Source organism: Xanthomonas sp. 4461 (genome assembly GCF_024806475.1).
In the GTDB taxonomy this organism is placed as follows: Bacteria; Pseudomonadota; Gammaproteobacteria; order Xanthomonadales; family Xanthomonadaceae; genus Xanthomonas; species Xanthomonas arboricola_F.
Genome location: NZ_JANTYV010000002.1, coordinates 128,779 through 148,542, shown reverse-complemented (window position 1 = coordinate 148,542; position 19,764 = coordinate 128,779). Strand labels below are relative to the sequence as shown.

Genomic DNA, 19,764 nt, shown 5'->3' with positions numbered 1-19,764 from the left:
CGAATAGGCATGGCAGCAATATCACTTTAGGTGGTGCCGGTTTTCCGGCGCGTGCTTTCCGGTGTTGGTTATTGGTGTTTCTGCACGCTGTCTAGATCCGCCGTGCCAGCTCACGGTCCAGGGGCACGTCGATCCCCATACCGACAGGTGTGCATCCTGTGTGGGACTGGATCAGGCTCATCCACGGGCTCGGCCAGATGACTTGCCCGTCAGTGGGGAATGGTCGTTACCCGGTCTTTTTCATGGCGTCAATGAAAGCGTCGCGGGGAATTTGTCGAGTAATGTCACTGGGTTTTTTCGGGCTGAAATGTGTTGTCGAAGATATTTGAGTGATAAATCGACTTGTCATCCTTCCACTCCGGCCAAGCATTAATACGTGCTCAGCGCGGTTTGCGCATGCTCGAACCATCCAATTACCTGCCGACGATGAGGTTCGCCCCAGCGACGCAGGAATTGCTGGGTGTGGTGGTCGCCGAGATCGCGCAGGCTGGCGAGCCGTTGGGCGATGAAAGGCGCGGTCAGTGGCTGGGCGCAGTCGACTTCAATGCAGTGGCGCCAAGCGGTATAGCTGTCGGGGATGGCGGGGGGCATCGTGGTGCTCTTCGGTAAACGTGAACGTGAGGACGTTGGCGGGGCACGGCAGGCTTGATTTTGCGCAGTAAGTGTTACTTTATAACACTTTATCCATCACTAGTCTGGTCACGTCGTGTCGCTTTCCTTGCCGCAGAGTGTCATTTGCCTGGTCACCGTGCCGAACCTTCTGTGCTACAGGTGCCGCGGTGGCCGCGTCGGTCCCTCGGGATTGGCCCGATGAGGCGGCGGCAGGTGCTGCGCACCGTCGGCGCAGCCTTGGTGCTGTCGCCGAGCCTGGTCCACGGACAATCGCTGCCGCGGCTGCGCAACTGCACCCTGCAGCGTCAGGAGGCGGGGCTGCGACTTCGACTCGCCTTGAGTACGCAGGTCGCCTACCGCAGTTTCAGCCTGTCCGACCCGGCGCGCTTGGTCATCGATCTGTCGGGCATTTCGGCGCAGCCACCGCAGATGGATCCATTGCCCGAAGGTGTCGCCGTCGCTGCCATCCGCAGCGGCCCGCATGGTGACGGGCTACGCGTGGTGCTCGATCTGTCGCAGCCGCTGACGGCCACGCCGCAGTGGGAAGGCAGTGCGTTGGTATTCGATCTTGCTGCCGCTTCCGGCACTGTCTCGTTGTCCGCAGCCGATCCGGCTATTGCGGCGGCTGCGTTCACACGCTCGCGCCTGCATCCGTACGTAATCGCCATCGACGCCGGCCATGGCGGCAAGGATCCGGGGGCGGTCAGCGCGGATGCCCGCTACGAGAAACATGTCGCCATGGCGGTGGCCGGGCGGCTGCACCAGCGCCTGGCGGCCGATCCGCGTTACCGGCCGAGCATGATCCGTAGCGACGACCGCTTCGTGCCGCTACACGAGCGGGTGCTGCTCGCCCATCGGCACAACGCCGATCTGTTCGTGTCCATCCATGCCGATGCCGCCCCCAACAGCCAGGCGCGTGGCGCCTCGGTATTCGCCTTGTCCGAGAGCGGGGCCAGCTCGGCCCTGGCCCGCTGGATTGCCGACAGCGAAAACGCCGCCGACGACATGGGCGACAGCGCACGCCGCCTGCGCGTGCCCAGCAACCCGGTGCTGTCGCAGGTGCTGGCCGACCTGTCGCTGAGCGGCACCATCGCCAGCAGCCTGCAGTTCGGCAAGCTGATGCTCGGCCGCCTGCAGCAGGTGACGCGCCTGCACCAGGATCAGGTGGGGCAGGCCGGCTTTGCGGTGCTGAAGTCGCCGGATATTCCGTCTTTGCTGGTGGAAACCGGCTTTATGAGCAATCGCGACGATTGCAACAGGCTTTGCGGCGATACCCATCAGGACGAGCTGGCGCAGACGCTGCATGCGGGCATCGACGATTACTTCCAGGCCTTCCCCGGTCGCGCCTGAGGTGCGGTCGCCATCTTCCCTTTCTCAGAGCGATCAATGTCCGCCACGCTTCCCGATGTTGCCGTTACCGAACTGCCCACGTTGAGCGCACCGTTGCGCTGGGTGGGGATGCACGATATTGCCATCCCCGTGCGCCTGGACGAGGCCGAGCCCAGCGGCACCGTCGCCGCCCGCGCCAGCGTGCAGGTCGACCTGCCGCGCGCGGAGATCAAGGGTATCCATATGTCGCGGTTGTACCGCCTGCTGGATCGGCATCTGGAACAGCCGGTCTCGCCGGCGATGTTGTCGCAGTTGTTGCAGGCCTTGATCGACAGTCATGCCGACTGCGGCAGCCGCGCGGCGCGGGTGACCCTGTCGCTCGAGGTGATGCTGCGTACGCCGGCCTTGCTCAGCGAGGGCCTGGCCGGGTGGCGTGCCTACCCGGTACGCATCGACGCGCAATGCAGGGAAGGGCGCAGCCTGGTCAGCCTGCAGATCGACGTGCTGTATGCCTCGACCTGCCCGTGTTCGGCCGCGTTGTCGCGGCAGTTGTTGAGCGAGGCCTTCGTGCAGCAGCATGCAGGTCGCGCCATGCTGCAGGTGGACGACATTGCGCAGTGGCTACAGGTGCACGGTTCGTACGCCACGCCCCACAGTCAGCGCAGCGTGGCGCAGGTGCGTGTGGATCTGCTGGCCTGCCTGCAGCGGCTGGATATCCGCGCGTTGATCGGCGTCTGCGAACAGGCATTGGCAACGCCGGTGCAGGCCGCGGTACGGCGTATCGACGAGCAGGCATTCGCCCGCTTGAATGGCGCCAACCTGATGTATGTGGAAGATGCCGCGCGGCGTCTGCGCATGGCGTTGGCCGAGCGCTACACGGCCTTCGACGTGGCGGTGCGTCACCTGGAAAGCCTGCATGCCCACGACGCCGTCGCCGAAACCGGCAGTCATGCCGATGCAGACGCGTTTGATCCCGTCGCCCAGTGAGGAGTTGCCATGCAGTGCAAACATCCGCCTCGATCTGCCGTCGCTGCGCGCAAGTGCGAGGTTGATCATCGTACGCTGCGTCGATGCGGACGCGCGGTCGTGCAGGTCTATGTGTTGATCGGGCCTTACATGATGTTTGTCGTGGGGTGATCGGCAGGGGGCAAGCCCGCGCGCCGCCGCCAGGTTGCACGATAGCCGCAGAGCTGAGGTGCGCAATCGGCGACAAGGCCCCCCCATTGTCCGGCGCCGTAACCGGCCTCGGCCAATCGGCGCATCCGGGCACATCGGATCGATGGCGTTGGCATGGGTGGTGGGCTTGTCTGGCCTGGGAAGGGATCATTGCGCTTCGCCGGGCCAGCGGCAGTCACCGCTGCCCAATAACGCAAAAGCCCCGCAATGCGGGGCCTTGGCGTGGTCTGCGGCAGGACGAACGTGGTGCTCCCTAGGGGACTCGAACCCCTGTTTTAGCCTTGAGAGGGCCACGTCCTAACCATTAGACGAAGGGAGCGTTTTGTCGCGTCTTGTGCAGCGCGCTAGTATAGTGAGGTAATAGCCGTTGGGCAATCCTGCAACACAAGACGGAAGCGCCATCATCGAACCCTCAGTTACATCCCCGTTCACGCTGCGCGTCATCCCGCGCGATCAGCACACCATTTCGCGCAAGGACATCAGCCCCAACGCGCTACGCGTGCTGTATCGCCTGCGCGAGTCCGGCTTTGGCGCCTATCTGGTCGGCGGCGCGGTCCGCGACTTGCTGGTCGGCGGCCACCCCAAGGATTTCGACGTCGCCACTAGCGCCACGCCAGAAGAGGTCAAGGCGCTGTTCCGCAATTGCCGGTTGATCGGCCGCCGTTTTCGTCTGGCGCATGTGGTGTTCGGCCGCGAGATCATCGAAGTGGCCACCTTCCGCGCGAACATCGACGACGGCAGCGGCGACCGCGAACTGGATAACGGCCGCCTGGTGCGCGACAACGTCTACGGCAGCATCGAAGACGATGCGATCCGTCGCGACTTCACCTGCAACGCCCTGTACTACGCGATCGAAGATTTTTCGGTGCGCGACTACTGCGGCGGCTTCGAAGACGTGCAGGCAAAGCTGATGAAGTTGATCGGCGACCCGGAGCTGCGTTACCAGGAAGATCCGGTGCGCATGCTGCGTGCCGTGCGGCTGGCGGCCAAGTTGAACTTCGACATCGAAGCCGGCACCGCAGAACCGATCCCGCGTCTGGCCGGGCTGTTGTCCGAAGCCGCGCCGGCGCGGCTGTTCGAGGAAATTCTCAAGCTGTTCCTGTCCGGGCACGGCGTGGCGAGTTTCGAAGGCCTGGAGCGTTACGGCCTGCTTGGCGCGCTGTTCCCCGAAAGTGCGGCGGCGCTCAAATCCAACCGTAGCGGCGCCTTGCGCGCGATGGTGCTGGAAGGCTTGCGCAATACCGATGCGCGCGTGGCCAACGACGAGCCGGTGTCGCCGGCGTTCCTGTTTGCGTTGCTGTTGTGGCCGGCGTTCTGCCGCACATTGATGGCGCTGCAGGCGCAGGGCGTGCAGCCGGAAGATGCGCAGCGTCGCGCCGCCGACCGGGTCACCCTGCACCAGCTGGAGCGGGTGGCATTGCCGCGCCGCTTCTCGTTGCCGATGCAGGAAATCTGGCTGCTGCAGACGCGCTTCTCGTCGCGTCAACGCAAGCGTGTGTTCCGCACCCTGTCGCATCCGCGCTTCCGCGCCGCGTTCGACTTCTTGGTGCTGCGCCAGTTTGCCTCTGCCGATCACGCTGCCGATGTCGAGTTCTGGCGCGAGGCGCAGAAATCGTCCGGCCAGGAGCTGGTCGATGCGATCGACTCTGCGCAGGCCGATCACGACGGCGACGAGGGTGCGCCGCGCAAGCGTCGCCGCCGCCGCCGCCGCACCGGCGCCGCCGCAGGCGAGTAGGGCATGCACACCGCCTTTGTCGGCCTGGGTGCCAACCTGGGCCCGGCCGAGGCCAGCGTGCGCGCGGCCATCGCCGCGCTGGGCGAGGTGCCGCAGTCCACGTTGATTGCCGCCTCGCGCCTGTACCGCACACCGGCTTGGGGCCGCGAAGACCAGCCCGACTTCATCAATGCCGTGGCGCAGCTGCAGACCGGGCTTGCCCCGCTGGCGCTGCTGGATGCCTTGCTGGGCATCGAGCAGGCCTTCGGCCGGCAGCGTGAGGCCGGCGAGCGCTGGGGCCCGCGCACGCTGGACCTGGATCTGCTGCTGTACGCCGATCAGGTGATCGACCTGCCACGGTTGCAGGTGCCGCACCCGCATCTGCACGTGCGCGGCTTCGCCCTGCTGCCGCTGTTCGAGCTGGCGCCAGAGGCGATCATTCCAGGCCATGGAACAGTGCGACACGCGTTGCAGGCCATCGATGTCTGCGGGCTGGAGCCGATTGGGTAGATAATGGCCGGCTTATCACCCCACGTAATGACTTCATGAGCAGCCATACCGACAGCAAGCCCTGGACCGTGCCCGCCTTGGCGCAGGCCAAGCGCGAGGGTCGAAAACTGGTCATGTTGACCGCCTACGACGCCGGCTTCGCGCGGACTTTCGACGCCAATGGCGTGGACCTGATCCTGGTCGGCGATTCGCTGGGCATGGTGGTGCAGGGGCACGATTCCACCTTGCCGGTGACCACCGCCGACATGGTCTACCACACCGCCGCGGTGGCGCGGGTGCTGGAGCAGGCGTTGCTGGTGGCCGATCTGTCGTTCCAGGCCGATGCCACGCCGGAGCGCGCACTGGACGCCGCCACCCGGCTGCTGCAGGCCGGCGCGGAGATGGTCAAGATCGAAGGCGCCGGGCACAAGCTCGATGTCATCCGTTACCTGGTGGAGCGCGAGATCCCGGTGTGTTCGCACCTGGGACTGACCCCGCAATCGGTGCTGCGGTTTGGCGGCTACAAAGTGCAGGGCCGCGGCGAGGCAGGCGAGCAGTTGCGCCGCGATGCGCAGGCGGTGGTCGATGCCGGCGCCAGCATGATCGTGCTGGAATGCGTGCCCACGCCGATCGCCGCGCAGATCAGCGCCGACCTCAGCGTGCCCACCATCGGCATTGGTGCCGGCCCGGGCTGCGATGGCCAGGTGCTGGTGATGCACGACATGCTGGGCCTGGACAGCGGCCATCGCCGTCCCAAGTTCGTCAAGGATTTCCTGGCCGAAGGCGGTTCGGTGGCCGGCGCGGTGCGTGCCTATGCCCTGGCCGTACGCGATGGCAGCTTCCCCGATGCAGAGCACGCGTACGCCGCATGATCCAGACCATTACCGATCTTTCCGCCCTGCGCGCCCTGGTCACCGGCTGGAAGCGCGAGGGCTTGCGCGTGGCGCTGGTGCCGACCATGGGCAACCTGCATGCCGGCCACTATTCGCTGGTGATGCTGGCGCGCCAGTACGCCGACCGCGTGGTGTCGAGCGTATTCGTCAACCCGACCCAGTTCGGCCCGAACGAAGACTTCGCGCGCTACCCGCGCACCCCTGAATCCGACCTGCGCGGGCTGGAAGACGCCGGTTGCGATGCGCTATGGCTGCCGGACGTGGACACCATGTACCCGCTCGGCACCGCGCTGGCCACGCCGATCCACGCGCCGGGCGTCAGCGACGTGCTGGAAGGCGTGTGCCGTCCAGGCCATTTCGACGGCGTCTGCACGGTGGTGGCGCGCCTGTTCAACCAGGTGCAGCCGGATGTGGCAGCGTTCGGCAAGAAGGATTACCAGCAGCTGGCGGTGATTCGGCAGATGGTGGCCGACCTGGCGTTTCCGATCGAGATCCTGGGCGGCAGCATCGTGCGCGAGGCCGATGGCCTGGCGATGAGCTCGCGCAATCAATATCTGTCGGCCGAGGATCGGCCGGTGTCGGCGCAGATCCGCAAGGTGCTGCTGCAGATGCGCGACAGCTACGCTGCCGGCACCCAGCGTGCGCAGGTCGAAGAGGCTGCCACCCAGGCGCTGGAACAGGCCGGTTTCCGCGTCGATTACGCGGTAGTGCGGCTGCCCGACCTGAGCGAGCCGGGCGACAGCCACGCCGGCGCGCGCGTGGCCTTGATTGCGGCCCGCCTGGGCACCACGCGGCTGATCGACAACCTGGAATTCTGAGCGGTCCCAATGCTGCTGCATGCGCCGGATTGGGCCATGACCGGCGGCGCCTGCGCTTCGGCGCACCGGCGCGTTGTCCGACGCCGGCCTGAAGCCCTTACCTCCGGTTATAGGGCAGGCCGGTGCACACGAGCGCTTTCCGCTAAAATGCCGGCTTTCCTTTGCCGTTGCCCGTCATGCACCTGTCCCTGCTGAAAGCCAAGATCCACCGCGCCACCGTCACCCATTCCGAGCTCAATTACGAGGGCTCGATCGCCATCGACGGCCTGCTGCTGGAAGCCACCGGCATCCGTGAGTTCGAACAGGTGCATATCTGGGACGTCACCAACGGTGCGCGCTTCAGCACCTATGCCATCCGTGCCGAGGAAGGCAGCGGCATCATCTCGCTAAACGGCGGCGCCGCGCGTCACGTGCAGGTCGGTGATCTGATCATCGTTGCGGCGTTTGCCAGCATGAGCGAAGCCGAAGCCGAGACCTTCAAGCCCAATCTGGTATATGTGGACGGCAGCAACACGATCACCCACACCAACCACAGCATCCCCACGCAGGCCGCATGACACACACCAACGGATTCGACGCGCTTCACGCCCACGCCCAGCGCCTGCGCGGCGCTGCCATCCCCGCATTGCTTGCCGCCGAGCCGCAACGGCCGACGCAGTACGCCAGGCAGGTCGGTCCGTTGTATTTCAATTTCGCGCGGCAGAAGTACGACCGCGCCGCGCTCGATGCCCTATTCGCGATCGCGCGAGAGCGTGATCTGGCCGGCGCGTTCCAGCGCCTGTTCCGCGGCGAGCAGGTCAACGTCACCGAACAGCGCGCTGCATTGCATACCGCGTTGCGCGGCGACCTGACCGATGCGCCGGTGGCCTCCGAAGCATATGCAACCGCTGCGGAAGTGCGCCAACGCATGGGCGCGCTGATCCAGCAACTGGAAGCCACCGACGTTACCGATATCGTCAGCGTCGGCATCGGCGGCTCGGACCTGGGGCCGCGCTTGGTGGCCGATGCCTTGCGTGCGCCGTCGGGTGCGCGGTTTCGCGTGCATTTCGTCTCCAACGTCGACGGCGCCGCCATGCAGCGCACCTTGGCGACGCTGGACCCGGCGCGCACCGCCGGCATCCTGATTTCCAAGACCTTCGGCACCCAGGAAACTCTGCTCAACGGCAGCATCCTGCATGCCTGGCTCGGCGGCAGCGAGCGTCTGTACGCGGTGAGCGCCAACCCCGAACGTGCCGCCAAGGCCTTCGACATCGCGCCGAGCCGAGTGCTGCCGATGTGGGACTGGGTCGGTGGCCGTTATTCGCTGTGGTCGGCGGTGGGTTTCCCGATCGCCCTGGCGATCGGCTTCGAACGTTTCGAACAATTGCTGGAAGGCGCCGCGCAGTTCGACGCGCATGCGCTCGACACACCGGTGGAAGAAAACGTCGCCGTGCTGCACGGCCTGACGGCGGTGTGGAACCGCAACCTGCTCGGCAGTGCCACGCATGCGGTGATGACCTACGACCAGCGCCTGGCCCTGCTGCCGGCCTACCTGCAGCAACTGGTGATGGAAAGCCTGGGCAAGCGGGTCAAGCTCGACGGTTCTGCCGTGGACAGCGACACCGTGTCGGTGTGGTGGGGCGGTGCGGGCACCGACGTGCAGCACAGCTTCTTCCAGGCGTTGCACCAGGGCACCAGCGTGGTGCCGGCCGATTTCATCGGCACCGTGCACAACGACGATCCGTATGCGGAAAACCATGTCGCGCTGATGGCCAACGTGCTGGCGCAGACCGAAGCGCTGGCCAACGGCCAGGACAGCAGCGATCCGCACCGCAGCTATCCGGGCGGCCGCCCGAGCACGGTGATCCTGCTCGACGCGCTGACCCCGCAGGCGTTGGGCGCGCTGATCTCGATGTACGAGCACAGCGTCTACGTGCAGTCGGTGATGTGGGGCATCAATGCGTTCGACCAGTTCGGCGTGGAGCTGGGCAAGCAGCTGGCCAGCCAGCTGTTGCCGGCATTGAAGGGCGAGGCCGCCGATGTGGCCGACCCGGTGACCCGCGAGCTACTGGCCAAACTGCGCGGTTGAGCGGCTCACAGCTGTGGCATCAAGCGACGGGGCCTGCGGGCCCCGTTTCAGTTTGGAGCGGCTCACGCACGACTACGTTTGCTGCCAGGTGGGCGCAGCCGGTGCTCGATGCGACGCGTGCCACTCGTATGCTCCGATCCGAGTGCGTCTTCCCTCAGCCACCTGATGACCGGCCGTGACGGTTTGGAGCAGCCAACAAAACTGTCGCACCACCGACAGGCGAGCGCGGGAATCGGTCTGTAACAACACTTGTCCATTCCGGTTGCTGCGCGCCGCCTGCACCTATCTGACGAAAGCCCGTTACGTTTTGTTCGCTGCGCTTGGTTGCTTTTGGTTGGCTCCTCGCGGAATAAGGCCAGAATGGACAAATTTCCCAAAATAGACATTTTGGCGTAGCCTGGAGCTACTCACTTCGGAGGACCGCCCCATGTCCCGCCATCAAGACCTGCCCGAGCTCGAAAGAGCGCCAGCGGCCGACATCAAGATCAAGGGCTGGCCCAGCCTGATGCGCAAGGTGCGCGCCCACGGCGCGGTCGTCATCACCAATCACAATCACCCCGAAGCGGTGGTGGTGGATGCCGAGGAGTACCGGCATCTGGTGCGGCAGGCCAGCGCGTCTGCCGATGCGACCACACGCGCGCAGTCGCTGCAGGCCTTGCAGGCCAGATTCGACGCGCATCTTGCCGCGGTTGTCGATGGCGCAGTGTTGGCCCAGGTAATCGCCAAGCCCGCACGCCGTGGCCGCAAGGTCGCCTTGGGACCGTCGCTCTGATCGATGGGAAACATCCTGGTATTGGCGGGCGTCAACGGCGCCGGCAAGAGTTCGCTGCTGGGCACCCTGCTGCGGGAAGACGGTGCCAGCTGGTTCAACCCGGATGCGTTCACCAGAGCGCTGGTGGAGCAAGGCTGGACACTGGAAGATGCCAATGCGCAGGCTTGGCAGGAGGGCGTGCGACGGCTGCGCCAGGCGATGGCCGATGGCAGCGATTACGCCTTCGAAACCACATTAGGCGCGAACACCATCCCGCGCTTGCTGCGCGAGGCCTGTGCGCAGCACACGGTGGCCATCTGGTTCTGCGGTCTGGCGACGGTGGAGCTGCACATCGAACGCGTTGCAGCGCGGGTAGCCGCGGGTGGCCATGCGATCGCCGAGCACAGGATCCGCGAGCGCTTCGATGCCTCGCGCGCCAATCTGATCGCCTTGCTGCCGCATCTGTCGGTGCTACACGTCTACGACAACAGCGCACCGGCCGATACCACGGGGCAGGCTGCGCCGTTGCTGGTGCTGGAACTGGACCGCAGCGGCCTGCAGTACCCGCAAACGCCCGACGAATTGGCGCAGGTGCCCGGTTGGGCCAAGCCCATCGTGATGGCGGCACTGGAGTTGCGGCAGTCTTGAACCGCGCGCTCATGCATTTGCGGTCTGATCCGCTTCTCACCGACCCGGCCAGACATCCATCGACCTCGCCCGTAGGAGCGCGCCCGGGCGCGACAGGCCATACCGGCAAAGCTCCTCGCGCCCAGGTGCGCTCCTACTGGCCTTGCGACAGCAGCGAGAACGCCACGCTGCACGTGTCGGCCTCACCCGTAGGAGCGCACCCGGGCGCGACAGGCCCTACCGACAAAGCTCCTCGCGCCTAGGTGCGCTCCTACCGGCATTGCGACAGCAGCGAGATAGCCACGCTGCACGTGTCAGCTGTAGCGTCACGCAGCGCTGCAACTGGAACGGCGGCGCCTACGCCTTGCTCAATTGCACCGCCACCGGGTCGCCGGTGAGGTAGCCCACCGCCGCGCCGAAGCGGTTCTTGTAGTTGGCGCGGATCAGTGGATCCAGCGTCGCCTTGACAGTGTCGTGCAGCGGGCTTTCCCAGTCACCGGGGTGCTGGAAATTGCTCATCACGTAGGTCCAGCCGTGGATCTGGTCGACCGCGTGCAGGCCGGTGGATTCGGCGCCGGCCGGCACCGACAGCACGCGGGTCAGCGCGCCACTGTCCACGTTGTAGGCCCACAGGAAGTTGTTGACGTGCAGGCTGCTGTCTTCGCCGATGAACAAGGTGCGCAGCGCTTCGGAGAACTTGAGATTGTCCGGGTTGGCAAGGCGCTCCGGGTCGGCGAGATTGCCCAGTGCATCGGCGGAAGCCAGGTCATGCCCGGTGAGCGCGGCCGGGGCCGCCATGTCGATCGGCACCCAGTCGCTATGGATCGCCGCGCCGTGGCTGTCGCGCTGGCCGCCGCGCAGATTCAATGCATACACCGCGCCTGCATCCGGGCCTTCCACCTTCACGTCGCCCGAGCCGTTGCGCATGCTGGTGACGATGTAGGACATCGCCATGTAGGCGACCTTGTCGTGGGCGTTGACGGTGGTGCCTTCGAGCTTGGTAAAGCCCAGGCTGCCGCCGGCCAATGCCGCGTAGCGATGGGTTTCCAGATACGTGGCGGCCTTTTCCATGCCGGGCTTGATGCGGATCCAGTTGAAGGTGCCGTTGAACGGGATCTTGGTGAAGCCGGCATCGCCGGGGTCGCTCAGATGCACATCGAGGATGTCGGCGGCGGTGAGGCGGTCGGCCATTGCCTGGATCTCGGCGCTGGTGGCATGCCCCAACTTGATCCAGCTCAGCGTGGCCGCGCCCGGGCCGACACCGGAGGTCTGGTGCCACTTGCCGACGTACAACGATCCGGACGACAGGTCCGCCTTGCGGTCGGCGATGAACATGAACAGCCCACCGTTGGTGGCGTCGTCGCCCATCAGCACGGTGCGCTGGTCGGGCATCACCTGCACCAGCTCGTGCGAGATGCGGCCCAGGCAATAGTGCTTGCGGACGCTCCCCGTTCCATCCGGGTGCACGGTGATTTCGGGCAGGTGGCCGTAGTGATATGGATTGGCCTTGTCCGGGTCGCCGTACAGATGCGTGCTGTAGCTGCGGAACTGCGTGTTGCCGGCCAGTGCGGTGGCGTCGGGTTCGTACTCTTCGCTGGACAGGTGGGTATTCCAGGGCGAAAGGCTGGCGCCGCAGGTGGTCCACAGCCCGTGCACCGGGGCGGTGTCGACGTTGTGGTACTTCACCAGCGACAGCTTGCCGGTGGCCGGGTCCTGGTCCAGCGTCAGCACCGCGATCGGCGCGGGCAGATGGCGGTTGGTGTCGTTGCCGGCCTGGTCGCGGGTGGTGTATTCGAACTGCACCACCGCAAACACATGGTTGCCCTTGACCCCGGGCACCTTGGCATCGGGCAGGGTCAGCAGCGATGAGCCGTCCGGGCAGTCGGAAAAGAACGGGCGTTCGGCGCCGGGCTTGGAGCGGTCGATGATGGGGCGATGCTGGATGTCGTAATAGCCGCCGGCCAGCACGGTGCCGCCTTTGCCGTCGGGGACCTGGTCGCCGGTGACGAAGAACGGGTGGTAGGCCAGTGCATAGCGCTGGGTGCTGCCATCGCTACGCGCTACGGTCAGCGCCGAGCCCACCGTGGTGGTGGCCATCGCGGCCGGGTCGGCCAGGCTGGGCGCGGGCATGCCATGGAAAGTGGCCGAGACCAGACGGGTGGGGTTTTCCGAAGGCCGCAGCGGGCGCGCCGCCAGCGCGGCGCTGCCCAGCTGCTGGAACGCGGCGGCGCTGGCGCTGCCGAGCGGCAACAGGGGGACGGCCGCCAGCAGTTGCATGAGGCGGCGACGGGAGGGGTCGGGGGAGGCGGACATCGAAACTCCAGGCAAAGGCAACGATCAACGATGGGCAACGGCGCATCGGCAAGCGGTCACGCTAGGCCCGGGATATGACAGTTGTTTGACGGCGAGCTCACCGGTTGGCGCCGGTTCGGACGCTGCAGCGAAAGCGGACGCGACCTGCCCCTGGCAGGGCATGGTGCCTGCGCACTGTGACCTCGGCCCGGTGGTGCGATGCAGCAAAGCGCGGGGGCGCGCAAGACCAAGCGGCGCGCCGGATTTGGCGATTTTCCGTGGTTTGACAGGTGCTGCCGGTATTCCAAGGCTATAGCCCGGCCCAATAAGTTGCCCGTCATTTGGCATACGGGCGAGCGTTGTTGACAGGGTAGCTGAATCACGTGAGCGTACGCCGCCTGAAGGCCTGCGGCGCATGCATCGCGGCAGGAGACACCCCTGGAGACCTGGATCTTGGACAAGCTGCTTCGCCATACCGCCGCGCCCGTCGCGCGTCGCGCCCTTTCTCTGGCTACCGCTGCGGCGGTGCTGATGCTGGCTGCCTGCCAAGGCAAGGACACCACCGCCGAGGCCGGCAAGACGGCGCCGGCTGCCGCACCTGCCGAGGCATCGGCCACCATCCATCCGGACCAGTGGCCGTCGCCGAAGTGGCCGTTCGCGCAGGACGCGGCGCTGGAGCAGCGCATCACCGATGTGATGTCCAAGATGAGCGTGGAAGAGAAGGTCGCCCAGACCGTGCAGGGCGACATCGCCAGCATGACCCCGGACGATGTGCGCAAGTACCGCATCGGCTCGGTGCTGGCCGGCGGCAACTCCGATCCGGGCGGCAAGTACGACGCCAGCCCGGCCGAATGGCTGAAGCTGGCCGACGCCTTCTACGAAGCGTCGATGGACACCTCCAAGGGCGGCAACGCGATTCCGATCATCTTCGGCATCGATGCGGTGCACGGCCAGAGCAACATCGTCGGTGCCACGCTGTTCCCGCACAACATTGGCTTAGGGGCCACCCGCAATCCGGAGCTGATCAAGAAGATCGGCGAAGTCACCGCCGCCGAAACCCGCGTCACCGGCATGGAGTGGACCTTCGCGCCGACCGTGGCGGTGCCGCAGGACGACCGCTGGGGCCGCAGCTACGAAGGCTATTCCGAGTCGCCGGACGTGGTGGCCAGCTTCGCCGGCAAGATGGTCGAAGGCGTGCAGGGCACTCCGGGCACCCCGCAGTTCCTGGACGGCAGCCACGTGATCTCGTCGGTGAAGCATTTCGTCGGCGACGGCGGCACCACCGACGGCAAGGACCAGGGCGATACCAAGGTGTCCGAGGCCACCATGCGCGACATCCACGCGGCCGGTTACCCGCCCGCGATTGCGGCCGGCGCGCAGACGGTGATGGCCTCGTTCAACAGCTTCAACGGCGAGAAGATGCACGGCAACAAGGTCATGCTGACCGACGTGTTGAAGGGCCGCATGAACTTCGGCGGCTTCGTGGTCGGCGACTGGAACGGCCACGGCCAGGTCAAGGGCTGCACCAACGACAACTGCCCGGCCTCGTTCATTGCCGGTGTCGACATGGCGATGGCCGCCGACAGCTGGAAGGGCATCTACGAAACCGAACTGGCCGCAGTGAAGTCCGGTCAAATCAGCACAGAGCGTCTGGACGATGCGGTGCGCCGCATCCTGCGGGTCAAGCTGCGCCTGGGCCTGTTCGAAGCCGGCAAGCCGTCCAAGCGCCCGCTCGGCGGCAAGTACGAGTTGCTGGGCGCGCCTGAGCACCGCGCCATCGCCCGTCAGGCGGTGCGCGAGTCGCTGGTGCTGCTGAAGAACCAGGCCGGCATCCTGCCGCTGGATCCCAAAAAGCGCGTGCTGGTGGTCGGCGACGGCGCCAACGACATGGGCAAGCAGTCCGGCGGCTGGACGCTGAACTGGCAGGGCACCGGCACCAAGCGCAGCGACTACCCCAACGGCAACACCATCTGGGAAGGCCTGGACAAGCAGATCAAGGCCGCCGGCGGCAAGGCCGAGCTGGCAGTCGATGGTGCGTACAAGACCAAGCCGGATGTGGCGGTGGTGGTGTTCGGCGAAAACCCGTACGCCGAGTTCCAGGGCGACATCGCCACCCTGCTGTACAAGCCGGGCGACGAGAGCGAGCTGGCGCTGATCAAGAAGCTCAAGGCCGAAGGCATCCCGGTGGTGGCGGTGTTCCTGAGCGGGCGTCCGCTGTGGATGAACCAGTACATCAATGCCGCCGATGCATTCGTCGCCGCCTGGCTGCCGGGTTCGGAAGGCGAGGGCATTGCCGACGTGCTGCTGCGCAAGGCCGATGGCAGCGTGCAGAACGACTTCAAGGGCAAGCTCAGCTTCTCCTGGCCCAAGACCGCGGTGCAATTCGCCAACAATGTCGGGCAGAAGGATTACGACCCGCAGTTCAAGTTCGGCTTCGGCCTGACCTATGCCGACAAGGGCGACCTGGCTGCGCTGCCGGAGGAATCGGGCGTGTCCGGCGAGCAGTCGGTGGGCGGGGTGTACTTCGTGCGCGGCAAGCCGGCGCTCGGCATCGCGATGCAGCTGTCCAATGCGGGCCAGGCCAACATGCCGGCGACCACGCTGCCGGTGGGCCTGTCCGATGGCAGCCTGAAGATGACCGCAGTCGACCACAAGGCGCAGGAAGACGCACGTCGCCTGGTGTGGTCCGGCGCCAAGCCTGCCAGCGTGCTGCTGGTGTCCGGCAAGCCGGTGGACGTGTCGCGCGAGAGCAACGGCGATGTGCAGCTGCAGCTGAGCGTGCGCCGCGACAGCGCGGTGACCGCGCCGGTGTGGCTGGGCGTGGGCTGCGGCGACAAGTGCAGCGGCCGCGTCGATGCGCAGAAGACCCTGGCCGCGCTGCCGCAGGGCCAGTGGAAGGTGGTGGGCATTCCGCTCAAGTGCTTCGCGGTGGCCGGTGCCGACGTGACCAGGCTGACCCAGGTCGTCGGTATCGAAAGCGGCGCTGCGCTGGATCTGTCGGTGTCGAAGGTGGCGCTGGGCGCGCTCAACGAAGCCGAAGTGACGGTGGACTGCCCGGTCAAGTAATCCCCATGCCCGGGGGCACGCTTCCGGGCACGGTGCAGGTCAAGCGAAACACGTGCGTCGCCGCTTCCGGCGACGTGTCGAAGCGGCCACCGATCGCGGTGGTGCCATCAGCCGCCGCGGGGGCGGTGTTGTCGATCGGCCGGGATGGCCTGCAGACGCGGTTCGCCGCGCTGCCATTGCGCACCTGGTGCGCGGCGGCGGCCTTCTGCAGCCCTGCCTGATCGTCGGCGCATACCCCAGAGCCAGACAGGAGAGTGCAGTGGGTTTGGCGACGTTGGATATCGTGATTGTGCTGGTCTATCTGACCGGCATCTTCGTGCTCGCGCAGTGGGTGTCGCGCGAGAAGGCAGGCCACAGCAAGAGCGCCGAGGATTACTTCCTGGCCAGCAAGTCGTTGCCGTGGTGGGCGATCGGCGCTTCGCTGATCGCCGCGAATATTTCGGCCGAACAGATCATCGGCATGGCCGGTTCCGGCTATGCGATCGGCCTGGCGATCGCCTCCTATGAGTGGATGGCGGCGCTGACGTTGCTGATCGTCGGCAAGTTCTTCCTGCCGATCTTCCTGCGCAACGGCATCTACACCATGCCGCAGTTCCTGGAACAGCGCTACGGCAAGTGGATCCGCACGCTGATGGCGGTGTTCTGGCTGCTGCTGTACGTGTTCGTGAACCTGACCTCGATCCTGTGGCTGGGGTCGATCGCGGTCAGCCAGGTCACCGGCATGGACCAGACCCTGGCGTTGGCGTTGATCGGCGTGTTCGCGCTGGTCTACCAGCTGTACGGCGGGCTGAAGGCGGTGGCCTTGACCGACATCGTGCAGGTCACGCTGCTGGTGCTGGGCGGCCTGCTGGTGGCCGGGCTGACGCTGGCGCGGATCGGCGATGGCGCCGGCGTGCTGGCGGGCTTCAAGCACCTGTGGAGCGCGCACCCCGAGCACTTCCACATGATACTGAGCAAGGACAACCCGTTCTACAAGGATCTGCCCGGCCTGAGCGTGCTGCTGGGCGGTCTGTGGGTGATGAACATCAGCTACTGGGGTTTCAACCAGTACATCATCCAGCGCGCGCTGGCGGCCAAGAACATCGGCGAGGCGCAGAAGGGCATGGTGTTCGCGGCCTTCCTGAAGCTGCTGATGCCGCTGGTGATCGTGGTGCCGGGCATTGCCGCAGTGGTGCTGGCGCCGGACCTGGCCAAGCCCGACCAGGCCTATCCGACCATGATGCAGCTGCTGCCGACCGGCATCCTGGGCCTGGTGTTTGCCGCGCTGGTGGCGGCGATCGTGGCCTCGCTGGCGTCCAAGATCAACTCGGTGGCGACCATCTTCACCCTGGATTTCTACGCCAAGTTCCGCCCGCAGACCGAACAGAAGCAGCTGGTGCGTGTGGGCCGGATCGTGGCCGCGGCGTCGGTGCTGATCGGCATCCTCACCGCACGGCCGTTGCTGGGCAACTTCGATCAGGGCTTCCAGTTCATCCAGGAATTCACCGGCTTCTTTACGCCCGGCGTGGTGGTCATCTTCATGCTGGGCCTGTTCTGGAAACGCGCCAACGAAGCAGGCGCGCTGACCGCGGCGATCGGCTCGGTGGTGCTGTCGTTCGCGCTGAAGTTCGCCTGGCCGGAACTGCCGTTCATGGACCGCATCGGCGTGGTGTTCCTGGCCGCACTGGTGCTGGCGGTGGTGGTGTCGTTGATGACCGCACCCACCCAGGCACGCGACCTGATCCGTACCGACGATGTGGCCTACGGCACCACGCTGGGCTTCAAGATCGGCGCCGCTGGCGTGATCGCGATCCTGATCGTGCTGTACACGGTGTTCTGGTAAGCCAGGGAGTGTTCTGGAGTGGCCGACGCATCGTCTGCCCTCCGCTCCAGGCCTGAAACGCAACGCGGCGCGACACTTCGGTGTCGCGCCGCGTTGCGTTAGCGCATCCGTCGATGACCTGGCAAGCAGCGACAGTCACCTTGCTTGCATGGCGAGCGGCTGATTGGCGGCCGCGCGCGATGGTGCCGGCGAGCTGGTGACCGTGCTTATACCCGCGCCGCGGCCAGGCCTGCCGCAAGAAACAGGGCCGGCGCAGTGAATTGCGCGTGCCACGGCGTCTGCAGCCAGGTTTCCAGGGCGGCGGCCGGCATCGGTTTGGCGATCCAGTAGCCCTGGCCTTCGTCGCAGCCCCAGGCGCGCAACTGCGCATACGCTTCTGCCGATTCGATGCCTTCGGCCACCACGCGCTGGCCCAGGCTGTGACCGAGCTGGATCATCGCCGGCACCAGGGTGCGGTCGGTGCGGTTGTCCGGCAGCGAGCGGATGAAGGACTGGTCGATCTTCAGCGAGCTGGCTGGCAGCTGCTTGAGATAGCTGAAATTGCTGTAACCGGTGCCGAAGTCGTCGATGGCGATATGCACGCCCAGCGCGGCCACATCGGCCAGCTGTTCGGCCAGGTGATCGGGATGGCGGATCATCGCGCTCTCGGTGAATTCGATTTCCAGCCGGCGCGGGTCGAGCTTGTGACGTTCCAGCCCGCGTCGCAACAGGCCGGCAAAACCGGGGCGGTCCAGATCGGCCGCCGACACGTTCAAGGCCAGGTTGAAGTCCAGGCCCTGTTGCTGCCAGCGCGCAGCCTGGGCGATGCCGTTGTCGATGACCCAGGCGGTAATGCGGTTGATCAGCGCGGTCTTTTCGGCCATCGGCACGAAGTCCGATGGCATCACCGGGCCGATCATCGGGTGCTGCCAGCGCAGCAGTGCTTCCACCGCCACACAGCGGTGATCGTTCAAGTCCACGCGCGGCTGGTAGTGCAGGCGTAGCTGGCTGGCGCTGTCCAGCGCGGCGGGCAGGGCGGCAAGCAGGCGAAAGGTATTGCGCTGCGCCACGTCGTGCTTGCGCTCGTACATGCTCCAGGCCAGGCCGCGCTCGCGGGCGATGTCCACGGCGGTGGTGAGCGAGCGGATGGTGTCGGCGGCGCCGTAGCTGGTCTGCAGCGACACCGCGCCGATCGATGCCACCGCGGTGTGCGGAATGCCCTGGTGATCCAGCGGCTCGGCAAACGCCTTGGACACCTTGTTGCACAGGCTGGACAGGCGCTGGGTTTCGGCCTGGGTAAGGAAGCCGAAGGTTGTCGGGTCCAGCCGATACAGCAGGGTGTTGGCGGGCAGGTACGCGGCCAGGCGACGTTGCGCCAAGGTCACGTACCCATCGGCGTAGTCCCAGCCCAGCGCCTTGACCATGTCGCGGAAATAATCGCTGCCGCAGATGTCCACCGCCACTGCCGTGGTGGCCGGTGCGGTATCGCGCCGGGCCAGCCAGGTATCCAGATCTTCGCCAAAGCGCGAGCGGTTGGGCAGGCCGGTCGTGCCATCGCGATACGTGGTGCTGCGCAGGTTCTCCACCCGCAGCACGGCCAGGTCGCGCAGGCCTTCCAGCTGCGTCATCGCCTCCGCATCCAGGCCCTCGCGCGGGCTGGTGCCGATCACGCACAGCGTGCCGATGCGGTGGCCGTCCTTCAGTTGCAATGGCGCCCCTGCATAGAAGCGGATGAACGGCGGGCCCAGCACCAACGGGTTGTCGGAAAAGCGCGGGTCCAGTTGCGCATCCGGTACCACCATCACCTCGTCCGAGCGGATTGCATGCGCGCAAAACGCCTGGTCGCGCGGGGTCTCCGCTGCCTCCAGTCCCACCCGCGCCTTGAACCACTGGCGGTGTTCGTCCACCAGCGACACCAGCGCGATCTCCGCGCCCAGGCTGCGCGCGGCCATCGCGGCGATGGTGTCGAACACCGGGTCCGGTGGCGAATCCAGCAGGCACAGGCCGCGTAGAACGGCCAGACGGGTGGCTTCGTCGGACATGGGGGGCGCTTTGAAGTCGGAGGCGGGCAGTGATTGCATGTGGCTCTATCGGCCTCGGCCGCATCCACTTGACGTGGCCGTGCTCG

General features: G+C 66.1%; 16 protein-coding genes and 1 tRNA gene. 13 read left to right on the top strand and 4 right to left on the bottom strand.

The genetic code is table 11. From position 1 onward, the window contains the following. Nucleotides 1–369: 369 nt before the first annotated feature. Nucleotides 370–591 (bottom strand): hypothetical protein, encoded by a 222-nt coding sequence (locus FHY19_RS08400; RefSeq protein WP_259159711.1) that lies wholly within the window; start codon nt 589–591, stop codon nt 370–372. A 219-nt stretch (nt 592–810) separates the two neighbouring features. Between FHY19_RS08400 and FHY19_RS08395 the strand changes: the two genes are divergently transcribed. Together FHY19_RS08395 and folE2 are read left to right on the top strand one after the other, a co-directional pair. Continuing rightward, nucleotides 811–1,962: an N-acetylmuramoyl-L-alanine amidase gene (locus FHY19_RS08395; protein ID WP_259164552.1), complete on the top strand. Its 1,152-nt coding sequence runs from the start codon at nt 811–813 to the stop codon at nt 1,960–1,962. Nucleotides 1,963–1,998: 36 nt separating this feature from the next. Next, nucleotides 1,999–2,928 carry a GTP cyclohydrolase FolE2 gene (gene folE2, locus FHY19_RS08390; RefSeq protein WP_259164544.1) on the top strand — a complete coding sequence of 310 codons (930 nt, stop codon included), beginning with the start codon at nt 1,999–2,001 and terminating at the stop codon, nt 2,926–2,928. Nucleotides 2,929–3,361: 433 nt separating this feature from the next. On the opposite strand, the gene FHY19_RS08385 is transcribed toward folE2, so the two are convergent. After that, nucleotides 3,362–3,436, bottom strand: a tRNA-Glu gene (locus FHY19_RS08385). A gap of 48 nt (nt 3,437–3,484) precedes the next feature. Here FHY19_RS08385 and pcnB point away from each other — a divergent pair. From pcnB to FHY19_RS08345, 8 genes are all read left to right on the top strand, one after another. Next, complete coding sequence (pcnB, locus tag FHY19_RS08380) at nt 3,485–4,852, top strand: polynucleotide adenylyltransferase PcnB (protein WP_259159714.1); 1,368 nt, start codon at nt 3,485–3,487, stop codon at nt 4,850–4,852. Between the two features lie 3 nt (nt 4,853–4,855). Then, entirely contained in the window at nt 4,856–5,341 is a 486-nt protein-coding gene (gene folK / locus FHY19_RS08375) for a 2-amino-4-hydroxy-6-hydroxymethyldihydropteridine diphosphokinase (RefSeq protein ID WP_259164535.1), read from the top strand. 35 nt (nt 5,342–5,376) lie between these two features. Continuing rightward, nucleotides 5,377–6,192, top strand: a complete 816-nt coding sequence (panB, locus tag FHY19_RS08370; RefSeq protein ID WP_259164525.1) for a 3-methyl-2-oxobutanoate hydroxymethyltransferase — start codon at nt 5,377–5,379, stop codon at nt 6,190–6,192. Next, nucleotides 6,189–7,031, top strand: a complete 843-nt coding sequence (gene panC, locus FHY19_RS08365; protein ID WP_259164515.1) for a pantoate--beta-alanine ligase — start codon at nt 6,189–6,191, stop codon at nt 7,029–7,031. Before panB ends, panC begins: the two co-directional genes overlap by 4 nt. Nucleotides 7,032–7,207: 176 nt before the next feature. Then, nucleotides 7,208–7,588: an aspartate 1-decarboxylase gene (gene panD, locus FHY19_RS08360; RefSeq protein WP_104582937.1), complete on the top strand. Its 381-nt coding sequence runs from the start codon at nt 7,208–7,210 to the stop codon at nt 7,586–7,588. Further along, entirely contained in the window at nt 7,585–9,099 is a 1,515-nt protein-coding gene (pgi, locus tag FHY19_RS08355) for a glucose-6-phosphate isomerase (protein ID WP_259164507.1), read from the top strand. The genes panD and pgi overlap by 4 nt, the downstream gene beginning before the upstream one ends. Before the next feature lie 427 nt (nt 9,100–9,526). Continuing rightward, nucleotides 9,527–9,871 carry a type II toxin-antitoxin system prevent-host-death family antitoxin gene (locus FHY19_RS08350; protein ID WP_259164497.1) on the top strand — a complete coding sequence of 115 codons (345 nt, stop codon included), beginning with the start codon at nt 9,527–9,529 and terminating at the stop codon, nt 9,869–9,871. Nucleotides 9,872–9,874: 3 nt separating this feature from the next. Next, nucleotides 9,875–10,498: an AAA family ATPase gene (locus FHY19_RS08345; RefSeq protein ID WP_259164490.1), complete on the top strand. Its 624-nt coding sequence runs from the start codon at nt 9,875–9,877 to the stop codon at nt 10,496–10,498. Nucleotides 10,499–10,834: 336 nt separating this feature from the next. On the opposite strand, the gene FHY19_RS08340 is transcribed toward FHY19_RS08345, so the two are convergent. Continuing rightward, entirely contained in the window at nt 10,835–12,790 is a 1,956-nt protein-coding gene (locus tag FHY19_RS08340) for a PhoX family protein (RefSeq protein WP_259164487.1), read from the bottom strand. Between the two features lie 432 nt (nt 12,791–13,222). Between FHY19_RS08340 and FHY19_RS08335 the strand changes: the two genes are divergently transcribed. The 3 genes from FHY19_RS08335 to FHY19_RS08325 are packed head-to-tail and all read left to right on the top strand — an operon-like array spanning nt 13,223 to nt 17,657. After that, nucleotides 13,223–15,835: an exo 1,3/1,4-beta-D-glucan glucohydrolase gene (locus FHY19_RS08335; protein WP_259164486.1), complete on the top strand. Its 2,613-nt coding sequence runs from the start codon at nt 13,223–13,225 to the stop codon at nt 15,833–15,835. A gap of 5 nt (nt 15,836–15,840) precedes the next feature. Beyond that, nucleotides 15,841–16,056: a hypothetical protein gene (locus tag FHY19_RS08330; RefSeq protein ID WP_046962495.1), complete on the top strand. Its 216-nt coding sequence runs from the start codon at nt 15,841–15,843 to the stop codon at nt 16,054–16,056. Between the two features lie 38 nt (nt 16,057–16,094). Next, on the top strand, nt 16,095–17,657 hold the full coding sequence (locus tag FHY19_RS08325; RefSeq protein ID WP_259159731.1) for a sodium/sugar symporter: 1,563 nt from the start codon (nt 16,095–16,097) through the stop codon (nt 17,655–17,657). A gap of 206 nt (nt 17,658–17,863) precedes the next feature. Here the strand turns inward: FHY19_RS08325 and FHY19_RS08320 are convergent, their stop codons facing one another. Continuing rightward, nucleotides 17,864–19,678, bottom strand: a complete 1,815-nt coding sequence (locus tag FHY19_RS08320) for an EAL domain-containing protein (protein WP_259164475.1) — start codon at nt 19,676–19,678, stop codon at nt 17,864–17,866. Nucleotides 19,679–19,764 lie beyond the last annotated feature (86 nt).